The sequence below is a fragment of the Pedobacter jaeyakensis genome (assembly GCF_054461315.1).
Map to the genome: position 1 here is coordinate 65,725 of NZ_CM136921.1, position 16,589 is coordinate 82,313.

Here is a 16,589-nt window from a genome sequence, read left to right on the forward strand (position 1 = left end):
AATTTTATTTTAAACTCAGAACTATGTTCCAAGCCAAAAAGAAGCTGTTTACCAGCTTGCTTTTCTTACTCCAGGGATCTTACCTGCTAAAGCCATATCACGGAACAATACCCTAGATATACCGAAAGTACGCATATAACCACGAGGACGACCAGTAATTTTACAACGATTGTGTAAACGAACTGCAGATGAGTTTTTTGGTAACTTATCTAATCCTTCATAATCACCGGCAGCTTTAAGTTCTGCACGTTTGTCTGCATATTTAGCTACCAATTTTTGGCGCTTAACTTCGCGAGCTTTTACTCCTTCTTTTGCCATTATTGCTCAGTTTTAGGTGTTTGGTTTTTAAACGGTAATCCAAATTGTTTTAAAAGTTCCAATGCTTCAACATCAGTAGTAGCTGTTGTCACAAAAGTAATGTCCATCCCTAAAATCTTACTGATCTTGTCGATGTTGATCTCAGGGAAAATGATCTGTTCAGTAACACCTAATGTATAGTTACCTTTACCATCAAAGCCTTTGTCATTAATACCTTTGAAATCACGGATACGCGGCAAAGCTACGGAAATTAAACGATCTAAAAACTCATACATGTTATTGTCACGTAAAGTAACGCGCACACCTACCGGCATACCTTTACGCAATTTAAAGTTTGAGATATCTTTTTTAGATTTTGCTCCAACTGCCTGCTGACCTGAAATTGTAGTCATCTCTAAAATAGAGCTGTCCATAATCTTCTTGTCAGTTACAGAAAAGCGTCCAACACCTTGGTTGATAGCTATTTTCTCTAATTTAGGAACCTGCATTACGCTTTTGTAATTGAACTTATCTTTAAGTGCAGTTACAATTTCCTCTTTATATTTACTTTTTAATCTTGGTACGTAAGCCATTATTTGATCTCCTCTCCTGATTTTTTACTAACCCTAACTAATTTCCCATCAGCATTAAGCTTTCTGCCAACGCGTGTAATATCTCCCGATTTAGGATCAATTAATGCTACGTTAGAAATATGAAGAGCAGCTTCTTTTTTAATGATACCACCGTTTGGAGTAGCAGCATTTGGTTTTGTATGTTTTGATACAAGGTTAACTCCTTCTATTAGGACTCTGCTTTTAGTTGTAAGTACTGAAAGTACTTTACCTTGCTGGCCTTTTGAATCTCCGGCTATAACCTTTACTAAATCTCCTTTACGGATCTTTATTTTTGGTGTAGTTATTTCTTTTTTCATTTTATAATACCTCCGGTGCTAATGACACAATTTTCATGAATTGTTTTTCACGCAGTTCTCTTGCTACCGGGCCAAAAATACGTGTACCACGCGGCTCATCTTGTGCATTTAATAATACTGCTGCATTGTCGTCGAAACGGATGTAAGAACCATCCTTACGTCTGATCTCTTTCTTTGTTCTTACAACAACTGCTTTAGAAACTGTTCCTTTCTTGATGTTCCCGGAAGGCAATGCACTCTTAACGGTAACAACGATTTTGTCACCAATAGAAGCATATCTCTTTCCAGTACCACCAAGTACACGGATAACCAATACTTCCTTTGCGCCGCTATTATCGGCTACGTTTAATCTTGATTCCTGTTGTACCATGTTATTTAGCCCTTTCTAAAATTTCCACTAATCTCCAGTTCTTATTCTTACTCAGCGGACGAGTCTCCATGATCAGTACTGTATCACCAATACCGCAATCGTTTTTCTCGTCATGAGCCATAAATTTGGTAGTTTTCTTTACGAACTTACCATAGATCGGGTGTTTTACTTTACGCTCTACTGCTACAACAATAGATTTATCCATCTTGTTGCTCACCACCAACCCGGTTCTTGTTTTTCTTAATTGTCTTTCCATTTCGACTCTAAAGTTATTTAGTTTCAGTAGCTGGCACAGCTTTACGCTTGGCCACTTCAGTGTTTAATCGGGCAATATCTCTTCTTACCTTTCTAATACGGGTAGGATTTTCAATAGCCGAAATTGTGTGAGCAAATTTTAACTTTACTAAGTTTTCCTTTTCTTCTGCAATCCTGGCTACTAGTTCTTCTTGTGAAAGCCCTGTGATTTCTGAGTTCTTCATTTTATTAATTTTTATGATGCGGGTCTAGCGGTTATAATAACAAGTTACTTACAACATTCAACCCGCAACTGCTTATGCCTCTACGTAATCTCTACGTACTACAAATTTTGTTTGGATCGGTAATTTCTGAGCGGCCAATCTCATTGCTTCTTTAGCTACTTCTAAAGGAACACCTTCGGCTTCAAAAATAATACGTCCTGGTCTAACAACGGCCACCCAATATTCAGGAGCACCCTTACCTTTACCCATACGTACTTCAGCTGGCTTCTTAGTAACCGGTTTGTCCGGGAAAATTCTAATCCACACTTGGCCTTCACGTTTCATGAAACGAGTTACCGCAATACGGGCTGCCTCTATCTGACGACTGGTAATCCAAGTCGACTCTAAAGATTTGATCCCGAAAGACCCGAATGATAATTCAGCACCACGAGTTGCTAAACCTTTCATTCTGCCTTTTTGCATCTTTCTGAACTTCGTTCTTTTTGGCTGTAACATTTTATTCTAATATTATCGTAAAACGATCTGTTAACTAATTATTTACGAGGACCTCTGTTAGGAGTATTTCCACCTCTGTTATCTCTTCCTGGACCACCTTGACCGGGACCACCTTGACCAGGACCTCTTCCGCCACGATTACCACCACCGCGGTTATCGGTTCTTCTGTCTCCACCGCCACGGTTATCTCTCTCTCTGCCGCCTGCAAATGCACCCTCTGGTCTGCCACCTTTGCCTGGAGCATTGCTCGTAGCGCCAATGTTTGGAGAAAGATCACGTTTACCGTAAACCTCGCCTTTACAGATCCACACTTTAACACCTATTTTTCCATAAGTAGTTAAAGCTTCTGCCAATGCATAGTCAATGTCTGCACGGAAAGTATGCAAAGGAATTCTTCCTTCTTTATACTGTTCGCTACGAGCCATCTCAGCACCACCTAACCTACCAGAGGTCATGATCTTGATACCTTCAGCACCCATACGCATTGTTGATGCAATTGTAGATTTCATCGCTCTACGGAAAGAGATCCTCGCCTCTAACTGTTTCGCAACACCTTCTGCAACCAATTGTGCATCAAGCTCAGGACGTTTGATCTCAAAAATGTTGATTTGAATTTCCTTTTTTGTCAATTTCTTCAACTCTTCTTTGATCTTGTCAACTTCCTGACCAGCTTTACCGATCACAATACCTGGACGTGCTGTATGAATTGTAACAGTGATACGTTTTAACGTACGCTCAATTACAACCTTAGCAACACCGCCTTTCGCGATACGTGCAGCAAGATATTTTCTTATTTTATCGTCCTCAACTAATTTATCAGCATAGTTGTTGCCACCGAACCAGTTAGAATCCCAACCCTTGATGATTCCTAACCTGTTTCCTATTGGATGTGCTTTTTGTCCCATTTCTGTTAATTAGTTTGAGTTTCAACGTTTTTACTATCTACTACCAAAGTTACATGGTTCGAACGTTTACGTATTCTGTAACCACGTCCTTGAGGTGCCGGTCTTAATCTTTTTAACTGACGACCACCGCCTACCATTATCGTTTTCACGTATAATTGGTTTTCTTCAGGGCGAGAACCTTCATTCTTAGTTTCCCAGTTTTTGATAGCTGACAATAATAGTTTCTCAACTCTTATTGCCGCATCTTTATTGGTAAACTTTAAAATATGTAAAGCTTTCTCAACACGCTCACCTCTGATAAGATCTACAACCAAACGCATCTTACGCGGTGAGGTTGGACAATTGTTTAATTTCGCTACTGCTTCCATCTCTTAATTATTTTTTCTTTTCAGAGTGACCCCTAAATGTTCTGGTTGGAGCAAACTCTCCCAGCTTATGACCAACCATGTTTTCTGTTACGTATACCGGTATAAATTTATTACCGTTATGTACTGCAAATGTATGACCCACAAAATCTGGTGAGATCATTGATCTGCGAGACCAAGTTTTAATTACAGACCTCTTGCCTGAATCATTCATAGAGGCTACTTTCTTCTCTACGTTATGGTCAATATAAGGTCCTTTTTTTATCGAACGAGCCATTATTTCTTCCTTTTCTCTATGATGAAACGATTTGAGTATTTTTTAAGTGTGCGGGTCTTAAAGCCTTTAGAATACATACCATTCCTTGACCTAGGCTGACCACCTGATGAGCGTCCCTCACCACCACCCATTGGGTGATCGACAGGGTTCATCGCAACCGGACGTGTTCTAGGACGACGACCTAACCAACGATTACGACCAGCTTTACCTAATACTTCATTTGCATGATCAGAATTGGAAACAGCTCCGATAGTAGCCAAACAAGCAGTCAGGATTAACCTGGTTTCGCCTGAAGGCATTTTCAATGTAGCATATTTACCGTCACGTGCAGCTAATTGTGCATAAGCACCTGCGCTACGTGCCAACTGAGCACCACGACCTGGATGAATCTCCACATTGTGTACAATAGATCCTAAAGGAATATTGCTCAGTTTTAAAGTATTTCCCACTTCTGGAGTTGCAGTATCACCCGATACCACCTTTTGCCCTACTTGCAATCCTTCCGGTGCAATAATATAACGCTTCTCACCATCTGCATAATGTAATAATGCAATACGTGCTGTACGGTTTGGATCGTATTCAACAGTAGCTACTGTTGCAGGAATATCAAACTTCTCACGTTTAAAATCAATTAAACGATAAGATTTTTTATGACCACCACCCATGTAGCGCATAGTCATCTTTCCTGTATTGTTACGTCCTCCCGATTTCTTAGAAGATACAACCAATGATTTTTCGGGCTTGGTTGCTGTAATCTCCGTAAAACTGGCACCTACTCTAAAGCGGGTTCCCGGAGTGACTGGTTTAAATTTTCTTAAGCCCATAGTTTATAATTATTCAATTCTTATTAAATGTTCGCGTAATAATCGATTGTCTCTCCTGCTTTCAAGGTAACAACAGCTTTCTTGTATTTAGGGCTGCGTCCTGTTACCAATCCGCCCTTAGTGTTTCTCGACTTAACTTTACCAGCCACAACCAAAGTGTTGATGGCTAAAATGTTTACGCCGTACATTTTTTCTATTGCAGATTTGATTTGCAGTTTGTTAGCTTTAGTATCCACTCTGAATGTAAAGCGGTTTGACTTTTCAGTCAGTACAGAAGCTTTTTCTGTTAAAATCGGTTTTTGTAAAATTTCCATATTACTTGGCAAATGCCTCCTCCAATGTTTTAAGAGAATCAGTAGTAAACAAAAGCTTTCTGCAATTCAATACATCGTATGTATTTAACTGATCTGCAGTGATTACTTTCGCTTTCTGGATGTTTCTGCTTGATAAATAGATATTGTTATTTTGTGAAGGTAAAACCAACAAAGTCTTTTCGCCAGCTAAATTCAAAGCGCTAACTAAATTGATGTAGTTCTTAGTTTTGATAGAATCAAAGCTGAAATCTTCTAAAACCACAACATTTGAATCTTGTGCTTTATAAGATAATGCAGACTTACGAGCCAACACCTTCAATTTCTTATTCAGTTTAAAACTATAATCTCTTGGTTGAGGACCGAAAACACGACCACCACCATTAAACAAAGGAGATTTAATACTACCTGCACGAGCACCACCAGTACCTTTTTGTTTATATAATTTACGGGTTGAACCAGCAATTTCATTACGTTGTTTAGACTTGTGAGTACCTTGACGTTGATTTGCCAAATACTGCTTAACATCTAAATAGATCGCATGATCAACCGGCGATATACCAAATACCGCCTCAGGAAGCTGCACTGTTGCGCCTGTTTCTTTTCCTGAAATGTTTAATACTTTAACTTCCATCTGCTTACTTATCTAAGATTACGTAAGAACCCTTAGCTCCTGGTACGGAACCACTAACTACAACCAGATTTTGATCAGCATAAACTTTCAAAACTTGTAAGTTCTGAACCTTAACCCTGTCTCCACCCATTCTTCCAGCCATACGCATACCTTTAAATACGCGTGCAGGATAAGAAGCTGCTCCCAATGAACCTGGTGCACGCATCCTGTTGTGCTGTCCGTGAGTTTGACCACCAACACCACCAAAACCATGACGCTTTACAACACCTTGAAATCCTTTACCTTTTGAAGTACCAACAACATCAACAAAGTCACCTTCATTGAAGATGCTTACTGTTACCGTGTCTCCTAAGTTTAATGATTCCTCAAATGGCTCAAATTCAACCAATTTGCGTTTAGGCGTAGTGTTTGCTTTCGCAAAGTGTCCTTTTAACGGCTGAGTGGTATTTTTTTCTTTAGCCTCGCCGAAACCCAGCTGAACTGAAACATAACCATCTTTCTCTTCGGTCTTTACTTGCGTAACTACACAAGGCCCAGCTTCGATCACCGTACATGGAATATTCTTTCCATCGGCGTCGAAAATGCTGGTCATTCCTACTTTTTTTCCAATAATACCTGACATTTTCTTTTTTTAATTTAACACCCATCGAAGCAGTAGGGCTTCGTTCAAGGTGGATACACATCCCTGTTAAGGGAGGGCAAAAATAGGAAAGAAATCTTAATTTTCAAATAGTTAGCGTATTATTTTTTCAAATAATCGCAAATAATTTGATTAGGCAGGACAGCACTCATTTAAAACCAGTTTTAACCAACTAGCTTATTACTCAAACTAATCAGAATCACAGTCAAAACCAATAAACCAATTACCACATATAGATAATCTCGTTCAATAAGAAAGCTAAAAACTGAAAAGACCACTCTGGCAACCGGCGTAAAAATCAATAAAAGAACACCGAATTGGGCGATCGCGTTTCCATCCAAATTAAGAACGCCTCTATAAACTGAAGCAATTGAAAACAGTCCCGATTTATTGGGATCAAAAACACTATAATCTACAGCTTCAGAATACCTTGTAAACAAGTAAATCATCCCACCAGTAAAAACCACGATCATCGAAGCGACAACTCCAACCCTCAATAACGTTCCAAGTATTAACTGAACATCTTTATCTGCATAAAAATTAAGCGGCTTTTTCATAGTTTTCCAGATAACCCGTTATAAATCATTTGTAGCGCAAGAAAAGTAACAACCAGTGCAAAAACAACTTTAAGCTTGTCGGTTTTAGTTCTTACCAAGATCTTTGACCCTACAGTAGCACCAATTAAAACTCCAATAGATACCGGCATCGCAATACCCGGGTCAATCTGGCCTCTATGAAAATATACAACCGCACTTGCAGCAGCTGTAACACCCATCATGAAGTTACTTGTTGTAGTAGATACCTTAAATGGAATTTTCATAATATTATCCATCGCTATGACTTTCAAAGCTCCTGAGCCTATCCCAAGTAAGCCAGAAATTATACCAGCAATGAACATCATTAAAAATCCGCCAACTACATTATGTACAGCATAATATTTAGCCCCCTCCGCAGTTGGATAGCTACCATTTAATTTAAGAAATACAGCCAATCTTCCAGCTGTATTGTTATCAGACCGATCAACTTTCTTCCTCATCATCATAACCGCGGAAAAAAGTAGAATCATTCCAAATGCAACAGCTATATACCCCGGGTTTATATATATGGTAATAACGGCACCAAATACGGCACTGATTGTGGTAGCGATCTCTAAAAACATACCAATACGAATATTAGTTATTCCCTCTTTGACATAAGCCGCCGCTGAGCCAGACGAGGTAGCAATGACTGAAATGATTGAAGCGCCAATTGCATAGTGGATATCCACCCCTAAAACAAGCGTAAGCAACGGTATTATAACGACCCCTCCGCCTAAACCCGTAAGTGACCCAAGTAGTCCTGCCAGAAAAGCACCTACGAAGACAATCAATGTGAACACCAATACTGACATCGATGCAAATATACTATCTAACGGACTAACACAATAAATTTATAATACCATTGTTAAAATAGAAGTAACTATTTTCAATATATTCACACAATTTAAACAGGCATTAATGAAAAAATTCTCCATCCTACTGGCCATAATTATCCTAACCAACTTAAGTTTGAATGCTCAGGTCAAGGCAACCCGTACCGGCATAAAGATTGACTCGGTCAAACTAGATCCTAGTCTGCAGGGTCAGTATCAGTTAATCCTGGCGAAATCGAAAACCTTAAATGGTTACAAATTGATCAATCCATATAGATTTTCTCAATTTTTCCAAAGTGTTAAAGACACTTTACGTACAGAGAGAAAAAGCCTTGCCAACGCAAATCAAAAAATCAAAGCGCTGGAACAAGGTGTTTCGGGATTAAAAAATGAAATTTCAGGAACAGAATCATCGCTTGCCGCAACGAATGCAAAAATGGATCAGATTTCCTTTATAGGGCTGTCCTTCTCCAAGTCCAGTTACAATGTGATCGTTTGGACAATAATTTTAATCCTTGCCCTACTGCTCACTTTTGTTTTTGTTAGATCGGCCAAGAATATTCATGAAGCAAAGTACAGAACTGGTCTATATGAAGAGATATCGCAGGAATACCAGGCCTATAAAACGAAAGCCAATGAAAAAGAAAAAAAGCTAGCTCGTGAACTTCAGGACGAACGGAACAAACTCGAAGAGCTTAAAGGCAGGGGTTAGTCTCCACTAATATTCCAAAATAGCAAATAAATAAAAAGCCTTCCAGAAAATCTAGAAGGCTTTTTGTTTTATTAACTCAGTAAAGTTAAACTTTGATTTCTACTTCAACGCCGCTAGGTAATTCAAGTTTCATTAAAGCATCAACAGTTTTAGAGTTAGAACTATAAATATCTAACAAACGTTTGTACGCACACAATTGAAACTGCTCACGTGCTTTTTTGTTCACGTGTGGTGAACGCAAAACTGTGAAGATTTTCTTTTCTGTTGGCAACGGAATCGGTCCGCTAACCACTGCACCCGTAGGTTTAACTGTCTTAACAATTTTCTCAGCAGATTTATCTACCAAGTTGTAATCGTAAGATTTCAATTTGATTCTGATTCTTTGGCTCATAGTATTTATTTAATTAAGGCGCCGGTTAGAGCTATTAATAACCGGCAGCCAAGTTTTATATTAATCGATAGATTTAACTCTACCTTTTGATTTAGCAATTACTTCGTCCTGTACATTCTTAGGAGCAGCTTCGTAATGATCAAACTCCATTGTAGATGTTGCTCGTCCAGAAGTGATTGTACGTAACTGAGTTACATAACCAAACATCTCAGATAGTGGCACAGTAGCTTTAATTACCTGAGAACCATTACGTGTATCCATACCTAAAAGTTGACCGCGACGACGGTTCATATCTCCAATTACATCACCCATATTCTCTTCTGGAGTCAGGATTTCAATTTTCATTATTGGCTCCATCAAAGTAGGTTTGCATTTAGGTAATGCTTCACGGTAAGCCATTCTTGCTGCAAGCTCAAATGACAAAGCATCTGAATCGACCGCGTGGAATGAACCATCAATTAAACGAACTTTCATATCAGGAAGTGGGTAGCCTGCTAATACACCATTCGCCATTGCTGCCGCAAATCCTTTTTCTACTGAAGGAATAAACTCACGCGGAATTGAACCGCCTGTAATTTCATTTACAAACTGCAAACCACCTTTTTCAAAATCAGAATCGATAGGTGAGATCACTACTTGAATATCAGCGAACTTACCACGACCACCAGATTGTTTTTTATAAGTTTCACGGTGTTGTGTAGAACCAAAAATTGCTTCCTTGTATGCTACTTGAGGCGCACCTTGATTAACTTCTACTTTAAACTCACGTTTAAGACGGTCAATCAAAATATCAAGGTGTAGCTCACCCATACCAGAGATAACAGTTTGACCAGTTTCCTCGTCAGTTTGAACTCTAAATGTAGGATCCTCCTCAGCAAGCTTTGATAAGCCCATACCTAGTTTATCGATATCAGCTTGAGTTTTAGGCTCAATTGCCAAACCAATAACCGGCTCTGGGAATACCATTGATTCCAATACAATTGGGTTCTTCTCTTCACAAAGTGTATCACCAGTTTTAATATCTTTAAATCCAACTACCGCAGCAATATCACCAGCACCTACATTAGGGATTGGATTTTGCTTGTTGGCATGCATTTGGAAGATACGGGAAATACGCTCCTTATTCTCAGAACGTGCATTGTAAATATATGATCCAGCTTCCAGGTTACCTGAGTAAACACGGATAAAGCACAAACGACCAACAAAAGGATCTGTTGCAATTTTAAAAGCTAAAGCCGCAAAAGGTTCTTTCTCATCAGGTTTACGTAATACTTCTTCTCCAGTTTCAGGATTAGTTCCAACGATACCTTCAGAATCCATCGGCGACGGCAATAACTCCATCACATAGTCAAGCATAGTTTGTACACCTTTGTTTTTGAAAGACGAACCACAAACCATAGGTACAATTTTGGCATCCAAAACTGCTGCACGTAATGCATCCAGAATTTCACGTTCAGTAATTGAGTTAGGATCATCGAAGAACTTCTCCATCAAGGTCTCATCGTAATCCGCAACGGATTCCAATAGTTTTTCTCTCCATTCAGCTACTTCATCAAGCATATCGGCAGGAATAGGGACTTCTGTAAAAGTCATACCCTTATCATGCTCATTCCAAACAATTCCACGGTTATTGATTAAATCCACAACGCCAGTAAAGCTGTCTTCAGCGCCAATAGGCAATTGTAACGGAACAGCGTTACTACCCAACATACTTTTCACCTGTCCAACAACTTTTAAGAAGTCAGCTCCGGAACGGTCCATTTTATTAACGAAACCAATACGGGCAACATTATAGTTGTTAGCCAAACGCCAGTTGGTTTCAGATTGAGGCTCAACACCATCAACTGCCGAAAACAAAAATACCAATCCATCCAATACACGTAAAGAACGGTTTACCTCTACGGTGAAATCCACGTGTCCCGGTGTATCAATAATGTTGATGTGGTAATCCTGTCCCCTATACTTCCATCCTACTGTAGTTGCAGCAGAAGTGATGGTTATACCACGCTCCTGCTCCTGTGCCATCCAGTCCATTGTAGCCGCACCTTCATGCACCTCACCAATTTTGTGACTAACACCAGCATAATAAAGGATACGCTCAGTTGTTGTGGTTTTACCCGCATCAATGTGCGCTGCGATCCCAATATTTCTTGTAAATCTTAAATCTCTTGACATTATATAATTTCAAATATTAGAAACGGAAATGAGAGAACGCTTTGTTAGCCTCAGCCATTTTATGCGTATCTTCTTTTTTCTTAACTGCTGCGCCTTCACCTTTAGCTGCTGAAATAATTTCACCCGCTAATTTCTCTTTCATAGTTTTCTCACCACGTTTACGAGCGTAATTGATTAACCATTTCATGCCTAAAGCAATCTTGCGGTCTGGTCTCACCTCTGTTGGTACCTGGAAGTTTGCACCTCCAACTCTACGAGACTTAACTTCTACAGCTGGGCTGATGTTCACCAAAGCACGTTTAAATACTTCTAAACCATTCTCACCAACTTTTTTCTCAGCTAACTCTACTGCATCATAAAAAATATCGTAAGCAATGGATTTCTTTCCATCATACATCATATTATTCACAAACCTTGTTACCTGAACATCATTAAATTTAGGATCAGGAAGGATAATTCTCTTTTTTGGTTTTGACTTTCTCATTTTTCTTTCCTCCTAATTATTTCTTTTTACCACCTTTTGTTGGAGCCGCAGCTACTTGTCCTGGCTTAGGACGTTTTGTTCCGTATTTAGAACGACGTTGATTACGACCGGCTACGCCTGACGTATCTAACGCACCACGAATGATGTGATAACGTACACCTGGTAAATCTTTAACACGACCACCACGAATCAATACGATGGAGTGCTCCTGTAGGTTGTGACCCTCTCCAGGAATGTATGCGTTAACCTCTTTACCATTGGTTAAACGTACACGCGCTACTTTACGCATTGCTGAGTTTGGTTTTTTAGGGGTAGTAGTATATACACGTGTACATACACCTCTTCGCTGTGGACAGCTGTCCAACGCCGGAGACTTACTCTTGAACTCCAGTGCTACTCTACCTTTTCTAACTAATTGCTGAATGGTTGGCATTGCTCTTTTTTGTTTTTCTATTAATGTTTAAAAACTTTACCCCTCAATAAGGGACTGCAAAGGTAAGACAATACATTTTATAAATCAAGACGTTAACAAAAATTTAATTAATAACTGTTAATGAAAAGTATTGAGATATAATTTCTCCACTTTCTTCCTTGCCCAGTCGGTTTTTCTCAGAAACTTTAAACTTGAATTCATTGTTGGATTGTTTTTAAAGCAGTCAATCTTCACATATATGCTCATCTCCTCCCAGCCATAATGCCATACCAACTGTTTTAAAATGAACTCTAGTGTCTTGCCATGTAACGGATTGTTCTTTTGCTCCTCTTCTGCCATGGTACAAAAATAAACAACTTCCATGCTACCTTAAAATAAAATTACTTTACGCTGCTATTAAATAACTCCCCTTCCTTTTATCTAAGTTTGAATCCATAATTATAACTAACCATGGATTTAAAAATTGGAGATTTTGTACGTTTTGTTGATGAAAACCTCGAAGGCTACATCACACGCATCATAGATAAAGAAACTATAGGTGTTACCGACGCTAACGACTTTGAAATACCTGTTATGGCTTCCAAAGTAACATTAATACACGGAGAAATCCCTACCGGGAGCAAACTGGCCAGCAACACTGCAGGCCAAATTCAACCTATTCCAACCCAATTTATCAAAGAGGGAGTATTTTTAGCAATGGTTAGTGATCAACACATATCTTCCGTTGCGCACTTTCATTTGGTTAACGAAACCTCATTTACACTGCTAACCAGCCTCAGTACAGAAAAAAACGGAGCCTTTAAAGGTGAATTTGCTGGAATTATCCACCCAAACAGTACAGCAAAATTATATTCAGCAAACATGAGTGATATCCAGCTATGGCCAAAATTCCGTCTAGAGATACTATTCAATACGAAAGGTGATATAGAATCTCCTGAACCAATACTATATAATCAAGCCTTAAAAGGGAAAGACCTTTCTGTAGCGAAAGTTGATATTGCGCTATTGAAAACTAAAGGATGGTCTATCCGATTAGATACTCCACCACCTGTTTTAAATGCAGAAAAACTTAAAGAAAGCTTTTTTAAATAAGCAACCCTATTCAATTAAAAATGCCCCCAAAAGCAACTAACTTTCTGGGGGCATTCTATGTTCCGGTGTTTTGCTTTTTAGTTTCCAGTCCAGCTGTCATTATCAGCATTTACATCAGGCAATACTTTATCAGGATCTAATTTTACAGAAACAACTTCTTCTGTGGTAGGATAATTTACAGTCCAGCTTTTATTCCTCATCCAAACATCTACACCTAATTTAAGAATATCTGTCTTGCCGCTCTTTGTTTTAACTTCAATAATAATTGGCATCGGTAATTTTTGAAGGTTAGTCACCACAATGCTATACCCCGTAGTAGCACCATTAATTTTATTTGGTGTAACACTAGTAATAGCTTGATCCATTTTCCAGTTTTCTAAAAACCAACCCCTCCAGAACCAGGATAAGTCTTCTCCTGCACCGTTTTCAATTGACCTAAAGAAATCAAATGGTGTTGGATGCTTGAAAGACCATTGGGCTATATAGTTTCTAAATGCATAATCAAAACGATCTGCTCCTAATATTTGGTTTCTTAACAAATCCAATCCTTGCCCAGGTTTGCTGTATAAGTTTCTGCCGATATTTGCTTCACGCATCGCATCTGGCGTAAGCATGATATATTCCGCCTCAGGTTTAGCATTCGCGATAGCTGCTTTATGCATATCAGCTGGTGCCTTTTTATATTCGCCATTATTGAATGACTGCGAAGATATGCCATTGATAAAAGTATTAAAACCCTCATCCATCCAACCATACTTGCGCTCGTTACTACCTACAATCATTGGAAACCAGGTATGCCCAAACTCATGGTCTATAACCCCCCAGGCACTACCATTCTTAGCAGTCCAGCCACAGAAAACAATCCCCGGATATTCCATACCACCAACGTTACTGGCTACATTTACAGCCATTGGATAAGGATACTCAAACCATTTTGCAGAGTAATGCTCTATAGTGGTCTTTACGTATTCTGCACCCCTTCCGTAGCTTTCTTTACCAGCGCTTTCAATGGGATGAGCTGAAACGGCCAGCGATTTTTTGCCACTTGGCAAGTTGATGCGAGCAGCATCAAGCACAAAAGCCTTAGACGATGCCCAAGCTACGTCCCTTGTATCTTTTATCTTAAATTTCCAGGTCAACTTATCTTTTGAAGGTCTTGATGCTGCATCAGTGACTTCTGCTGCAGAGCGGATCGCTACAGTTTGATCACTTTGCTTTGCGGCATTCCAGCGCTTCAATTGCTCTGCAGTAAATACTTCTTGGGGGTTTAACAACTCGCCAGATCCCATCACGATATGATTGGCAGGGGCTGTAACAGAAAAATCAACGTCACCATACTCGCAGTAAAATTCTCCTGCACCCCAGTAAGGCAAGGTGTTCCAACCCAATACATCATCATACACGCACATTCTTGGAAACCATTGGGCTATCGCATATATCTCGCCATTTTTTGTGGCGAGGTGCCCCATTCTGTCTGATCCATTCTTAGGAATAATAAAGGAAAAGTTCATTTTTAGAGTGATCGTTTCTCCTGGCAATAAAGGTTCCTCTAACCTTACTTGCATTCTTGTGTCTTCAACAAGTGAAGCAAACTTTACCGACTTTGCTTTTATTGAAATAGCTATTCCATTTATCTTATAACCGCCTTCTAGTTTTTCTCCTCTATTGCCATAACGGCTGTTACCGGCAATCATCGCATTTCCTCTTGATCCTTCCGCGAACAAATTCTGATCCAGCTGAAGCCATAAGAAAGGTAGCTTATCAGGACTGTTATTTTTATAAGAAATAGTAACTGCGCCGGTTACCGAGTTGTTTACATCGTTTAGCGTGGCAGATATTATATAATCTGCTCTATTTTGCCAGTATCTTGCACCTGGATATCCACTCGCAGAGCGAAATTCATTGCCATTTTGCGTATAAAAAAGCGGACTAAACGCATCGTGTGGATCATAATTCGATTCGACAGTGACATTTTGCTGAGCAAATGCAGAAAAACTGCCGGCAAAAATTAACACAAACAGAAGATTCAGTTTATTTATCATTGTTTATAAGATTAGTTGTAGCATCAAATATAGAAAATACCTTTTTTCTATACAGATTGTAACGGTATTATTAACTCTTTTTGATTTTTGGCAGCGCAGGAGGTTTTCTTTGATCGACAGGCAACTTCTGCCAGGTGCTAAATGCCTTTAAGATATACAAAGTGTAATTGAATGGCCGATCTGCTTTTACAAGTCCGGCAGATGGTTTATACAGATAAATAAAATTCTTAAGTTCTTCTCCTTCCAGCTTTGTCAACTTGCCTACAAATTCATTGGTAAAATTAGCGTTAATCTCGTCTTCATAAATTTCTGTCTCCTCAATCTGCTGTTTCTTTTGCTGCTCCCTTCTGTATTTACCATAGCCAAGATTAAAACTAAGTCCACCGGCCCGGTCGTTGTTTTTCTTTCCCCTCAGATCATCAGTTTCAAATCTCTTAAATTCCTTTGCTTCGGGATCTCGATAGAGCACGCCCGGATTTACCCTTACTCCTTGTATGTTCACCTCTTTCAAATCGGTAACACTAACAGGAAGAAAAATCCGCTTTACGGAAAGGTCAATTAAAAATAAAGTATCTGTATGGTATCCACTTTTTGAAAATACCAGGAGATCCCCTTTTTTTGCTATAATTTCAAACTGTCCGCCACTCTGGGTTTGTGTTTCCTTTGCATTATTCAGATTCTTGACCACGACGTATGGCAACGGCAACTTTCTATTTTCATAATCATAAACATGACCAGACAAAGTACTTTGAGCTATGCTTTGCAATGGAAAAATTAGTACAAGAAATAGGAACAGCGTTTTGTCCATAACCAAAGGTAGCAGCGTTAAAGAATCAAACAATTCATTTAACAAAAATTAACAATTATGCTGTTAATTGGGCTGTTTAAATTTGGTCTTTAATACGATAACGATAATACCGATTGGTATTCGTCTTCAGAAAAACTAAGAAGCACTGGCTTACGCTCAACTTCAACAACAGGGCGCTTAATAGCGCTATTATTTTCCAGCATCACTGCAATCGCAGTTTGCTTGTCTTTTACACTTTCCTGTATTTCTGGAGAAAGTTTTTTCCAGGTAGTTCCCTTTTTATTCAGCACACGTTCCCATCCAAAAACTTCACACCATTGATCTAGCTTCTCAACAGTAATGCCTTTTTTCTTAAAATCATGAAATTCCGGCTCAAATCCATGGTCTCTCAACCAGGTCATGGCCTTCTTAACCGTATTACAATTTGGGATTCCATATACTACCATCTTACAAAACTAGGCAATTCAGCCCTTTTTTCTTAGGTTTCGTCACATTTTAAAATTTCAGCAAAAA

26 protein-coding genes are annotated in these 16,589 nt (G+C 39.1%); 2 read left to right on the plus strand and 24 right to left on the minus strand.

The features are described from left to right. Positions 1-48 precede the first annotated feature (48 nt). From rpsN to ACXZ1K_RS00420, 16 genes are all read right to left on the minus strand, one after another. On the minus strand, positions 49-318 hold the full coding sequence (gene rpsN, locus ACXZ1K_RS00345) for a 30S ribosomal protein S14 (protein WP_457287611.1): 270 nt from the start codon (positions 316-318) through the stop codon (positions 49-51). Then, positions 318-890, minus strand: coding sequence for a 50S ribosomal protein L5 (rplE, locus tag ACXZ1K_RS00350; RefSeq protein ID WP_458971395.1), 573 nt, complete (start codon positions 888-890; stop codon positions 318-320). Before rplE ends, rpsN begins: the two co-directional genes overlap by 1 nt. Further along, entirely contained in the window at positions 890-1,228 is a 339-nt protein-coding gene (gene rplX, locus ACXZ1K_RS00355; RefSeq protein WP_458971396.1) for a 50S ribosomal protein L24, read from the minus strand. The genes rplE and rplX overlap by 1 nt, the downstream gene beginning before the upstream one ends. Before the next feature lies 1 nt (position 1,229). Beyond that, entirely contained in the window at positions 1,230-1,598 is a 369-nt protein-coding gene (rplN, locus tag ACXZ1K_RS00360) for a 50S ribosomal protein L14 (protein WP_008244575.1), read from the minus strand. Between the two features lies 1 nt (position 1,599). Further along, positions 1,600-1,854: a 30S ribosomal protein S17 gene (gene rpsQ, locus ACXZ1K_RS00365; RefSeq protein WP_048907439.1), complete on the minus strand. Its 255-nt coding sequence runs from the start codon at positions 1,852-1,854 to the stop codon at positions 1,600-1,602. 13 nt (positions 1,855-1,867) lie between these two features. Next, positions 1,868-2,077 carry a 50S ribosomal protein L29 gene (gene rpmC, locus ACXZ1K_RS00370; RefSeq protein ID WP_458971397.1) on the minus strand — a complete coding sequence of 70 codons (210 nt, stop codon included), beginning with the start codon at positions 2,075-2,077 and terminating at the stop codon, positions 1,868-1,870. Between the two features lie 72 nt (positions 2,078-2,149). Beyond that, a complete protein-coding gene (rplP, locus tag ACXZ1K_RS00375) occupies positions 2,150-2,572 on the minus strand; it encodes a 50S ribosomal protein L16 (protein WP_048907441.1) in 423 nt (140 codons plus the stop codon). 38 nt (positions 2,573-2,610) lie between these two features. Then, positions 2,611-3,477 carry a 30S ribosomal protein S3 gene (rpsC, locus tag ACXZ1K_RS00380; protein ID WP_458971398.1) on the minus strand — a complete coding sequence of 289 codons (867 nt, stop codon included), beginning with the start codon at positions 3,475-3,477 and terminating at the stop codon, positions 2,611-2,613. A 5-nt stretch (positions 3,478-3,482) separates the two neighbouring features. Beyond that, positions 3,483-3,845: a 50S ribosomal protein L22 gene (gene rplV, locus ACXZ1K_RS00385; protein WP_055130479.1), complete on the minus strand. Its 363-nt coding sequence runs from the start codon at positions 3,843-3,845 to the stop codon at positions 3,483-3,485. A 7-nt stretch (positions 3,846-3,852) separates the two neighbouring features. Continuing rightward, positions 3,853-4,119 carry a 30S ribosomal protein S19 gene (gene rpsS, locus ACXZ1K_RS00390; protein ID WP_458971399.1) on the minus strand — a complete coding sequence of 89 codons (267 nt, stop codon included), beginning with the start codon at positions 4,117-4,119 and terminating at the stop codon, positions 3,853-3,855. Beyond that, the gene (gene rplB / locus ACXZ1K_RS00395) at positions 4,119-4,943 is read right to left on the minus strand and encodes a 50S ribosomal protein L2 (RefSeq protein ID WP_458971400.1); all 825 of its coding nucleotides are present in this window, start codon (positions 4,941-4,943) and stop codon (positions 4,119-4,121) included. Before rplB ends, rpsS begins: the two co-directional genes overlap by 1 nt. Before the next feature lie 23 nt (positions 4,944-4,966). Then, on the minus strand, positions 4,967-5,257 hold the full coding sequence (gene rplW / locus ACXZ1K_RS00400) for a 50S ribosomal protein L23 (protein ID WP_458971401.1): 291 nt from the start codon (positions 5,255-5,257) through the stop codon (positions 4,967-4,969). Position 5,258: 1 nt separating this feature from the next. After that, the gene (gene rplD, locus ACXZ1K_RS00405) at positions 5,259-5,888 is read right to left on the minus strand and encodes a 50S ribosomal protein L4 (protein WP_458971402.1); all 630 of its coding nucleotides are present in this window, start codon (positions 5,886-5,888) and stop codon (positions 5,259-5,261) included. Between the two features lie 4 nt (positions 5,889-5,892). Then, the gene (rplC, locus tag ACXZ1K_RS00410) at positions 5,893-6,510 is read right to left on the minus strand and encodes a 50S ribosomal protein L3 (protein WP_458971403.1); all 618 of its coding nucleotides are present in this window, start codon (positions 6,508-6,510) and stop codon (positions 5,893-5,895) included. Positions 6,511-6,692: 182 nt separating this feature from the next. After that, complete coding sequence (locus tag ACXZ1K_RS00415; RefSeq protein ID WP_458971404.1) at positions 6,693-7,085, minus strand: DUF1634 domain-containing protein; 393 nt, start codon at positions 7,083-7,085, stop codon at positions 6,693-6,695. Further along, the gene (locus tag ACXZ1K_RS00420) at positions 7,082-7,918 is read right to left on the minus strand and encodes a sulfite exporter TauE/SafE family protein (protein WP_458971405.1); all 837 of its coding nucleotides are present in this window, start codon (positions 7,916-7,918) and stop codon (positions 7,082-7,084) included. The genes ACXZ1K_RS00415 and ACXZ1K_RS00420 overlap by 4 nt, the downstream gene beginning before the upstream one ends. A 106-nt stretch (positions 7,919-8,024) precedes the next feature. Between ACXZ1K_RS00420 and ACXZ1K_RS00425 the strand changes: the two genes are divergently transcribed. After that, positions 8,025-8,651: a hypothetical protein gene (locus tag ACXZ1K_RS00425; RefSeq protein WP_458971406.1), complete on the plus strand. Its 627-nt coding sequence runs from the start codon at positions 8,025-8,027 to the stop codon at positions 8,649-8,651. Positions 8,652-8,736: 85 nt separating this feature from the next. On the opposite strand, the gene rpsJ is transcribed toward ACXZ1K_RS00425, so the two are convergent. From rpsJ to ACXZ1K_RS00450, 5 genes are all read right to left on the minus strand, one after another. After that, positions 8,737-9,042 carry a 30S ribosomal protein S10 gene (gene rpsJ, locus ACXZ1K_RS00430; protein ID WP_008244591.1) on the minus strand — a complete coding sequence of 102 codons (306 nt, stop codon included), beginning with the start codon at positions 9,040-9,042 and terminating at the stop codon, positions 8,737-8,739. 60 nt (positions 9,043-9,102) lie between these two features. Continuing rightward, positions 9,103-11,217, minus strand: a complete 2,115-nt coding sequence (gene fusA, locus ACXZ1K_RS00435; RefSeq protein ID WP_458971407.1) for an elongation factor G — start codon at positions 11,215-11,217, stop codon at positions 9,103-9,105. 16 nt (positions 11,218-11,233) lie between these two features. Further along, positions 11,234-11,701, minus strand: coding sequence for a 30S ribosomal protein S7 (gene rpsG / locus ACXZ1K_RS00440; RefSeq protein WP_458971408.1), 468 nt, complete (start codon positions 11,699-11,701; stop codon positions 11,234-11,236). Positions 11,702-11,717: 16 nt separating this feature from the next. Beyond that, complete coding sequence (gene rpsL, locus ACXZ1K_RS00445) at positions 11,718-12,134, minus strand: 30S ribosomal protein S12 (protein WP_458971409.1); 417 nt, start codon at positions 12,132-12,134, stop codon at positions 11,718-11,720. A gap of 117 nt (positions 12,135-12,251) precedes the next feature. Further along, positions 12,252-12,497, minus strand: coding sequence for a VF530 family protein (locus ACXZ1K_RS00450; RefSeq protein WP_458971410.1), 246 nt, complete (start codon positions 12,495-12,497; stop codon positions 12,252-12,254). Between the two features lie 87 nt (positions 12,498-12,584). Between ACXZ1K_RS00450 and ACXZ1K_RS00455 the strand changes: the two genes are divergently transcribed. Beyond that, positions 12,585-13,226 (plus strand): hypothetical protein, encoded by a 642-nt coding sequence (locus ACXZ1K_RS00455; protein WP_458971411.1) that lies wholly within the window; start codon positions 12,585-12,587, stop codon positions 13,224-13,226. A 77-nt stretch (positions 13,227-13,303) separates the two neighbouring features. Here the strand turns inward: ACXZ1K_RS00455 and ACXZ1K_RS00460 are convergent, their stop codons facing one another. The 3 genes from ACXZ1K_RS00460 to ACXZ1K_RS00470 all read right to left on the minus strand — a co-directional run bounded on the left by ACXZ1K_RS00460 (position 13,304) and on the right by ACXZ1K_RS00470 (position 16,522). After that, the gene (locus ACXZ1K_RS00460; protein WP_458971412.1) at positions 13,304-15,268 is read right to left on the minus strand and encodes a M1 family metallopeptidase; all 1,965 of its coding nucleotides are present in this window, start codon (positions 15,266-15,268) and stop codon (positions 13,304-13,306) included. A gap of 70 nt (positions 15,269-15,338) precedes the next feature. Further along, positions 15,339-16,076 carry a peptidase associated/transthyretin-like domain-containing protein gene (locus tag ACXZ1K_RS00465; RefSeq protein ID WP_458971413.1) on the minus strand — a complete coding sequence of 246 codons (738 nt, stop codon included), beginning with the start codon at positions 16,074-16,076 and terminating at the stop codon, positions 15,339-15,341. A gap of 89 nt (positions 16,077-16,165) precedes the next feature. Continuing rightward, on the minus strand, positions 16,166-16,522 hold the full coding sequence (locus tag ACXZ1K_RS00470) for a Spx/MgsR family RNA polymerase-binding regulatory protein (protein WP_458971414.1): 357 nt from the start codon (positions 16,520-16,522) through the stop codon (positions 16,166-16,168). Between the last annotated feature and the right edge of the window lie 67 nt (positions 16,523-16,589).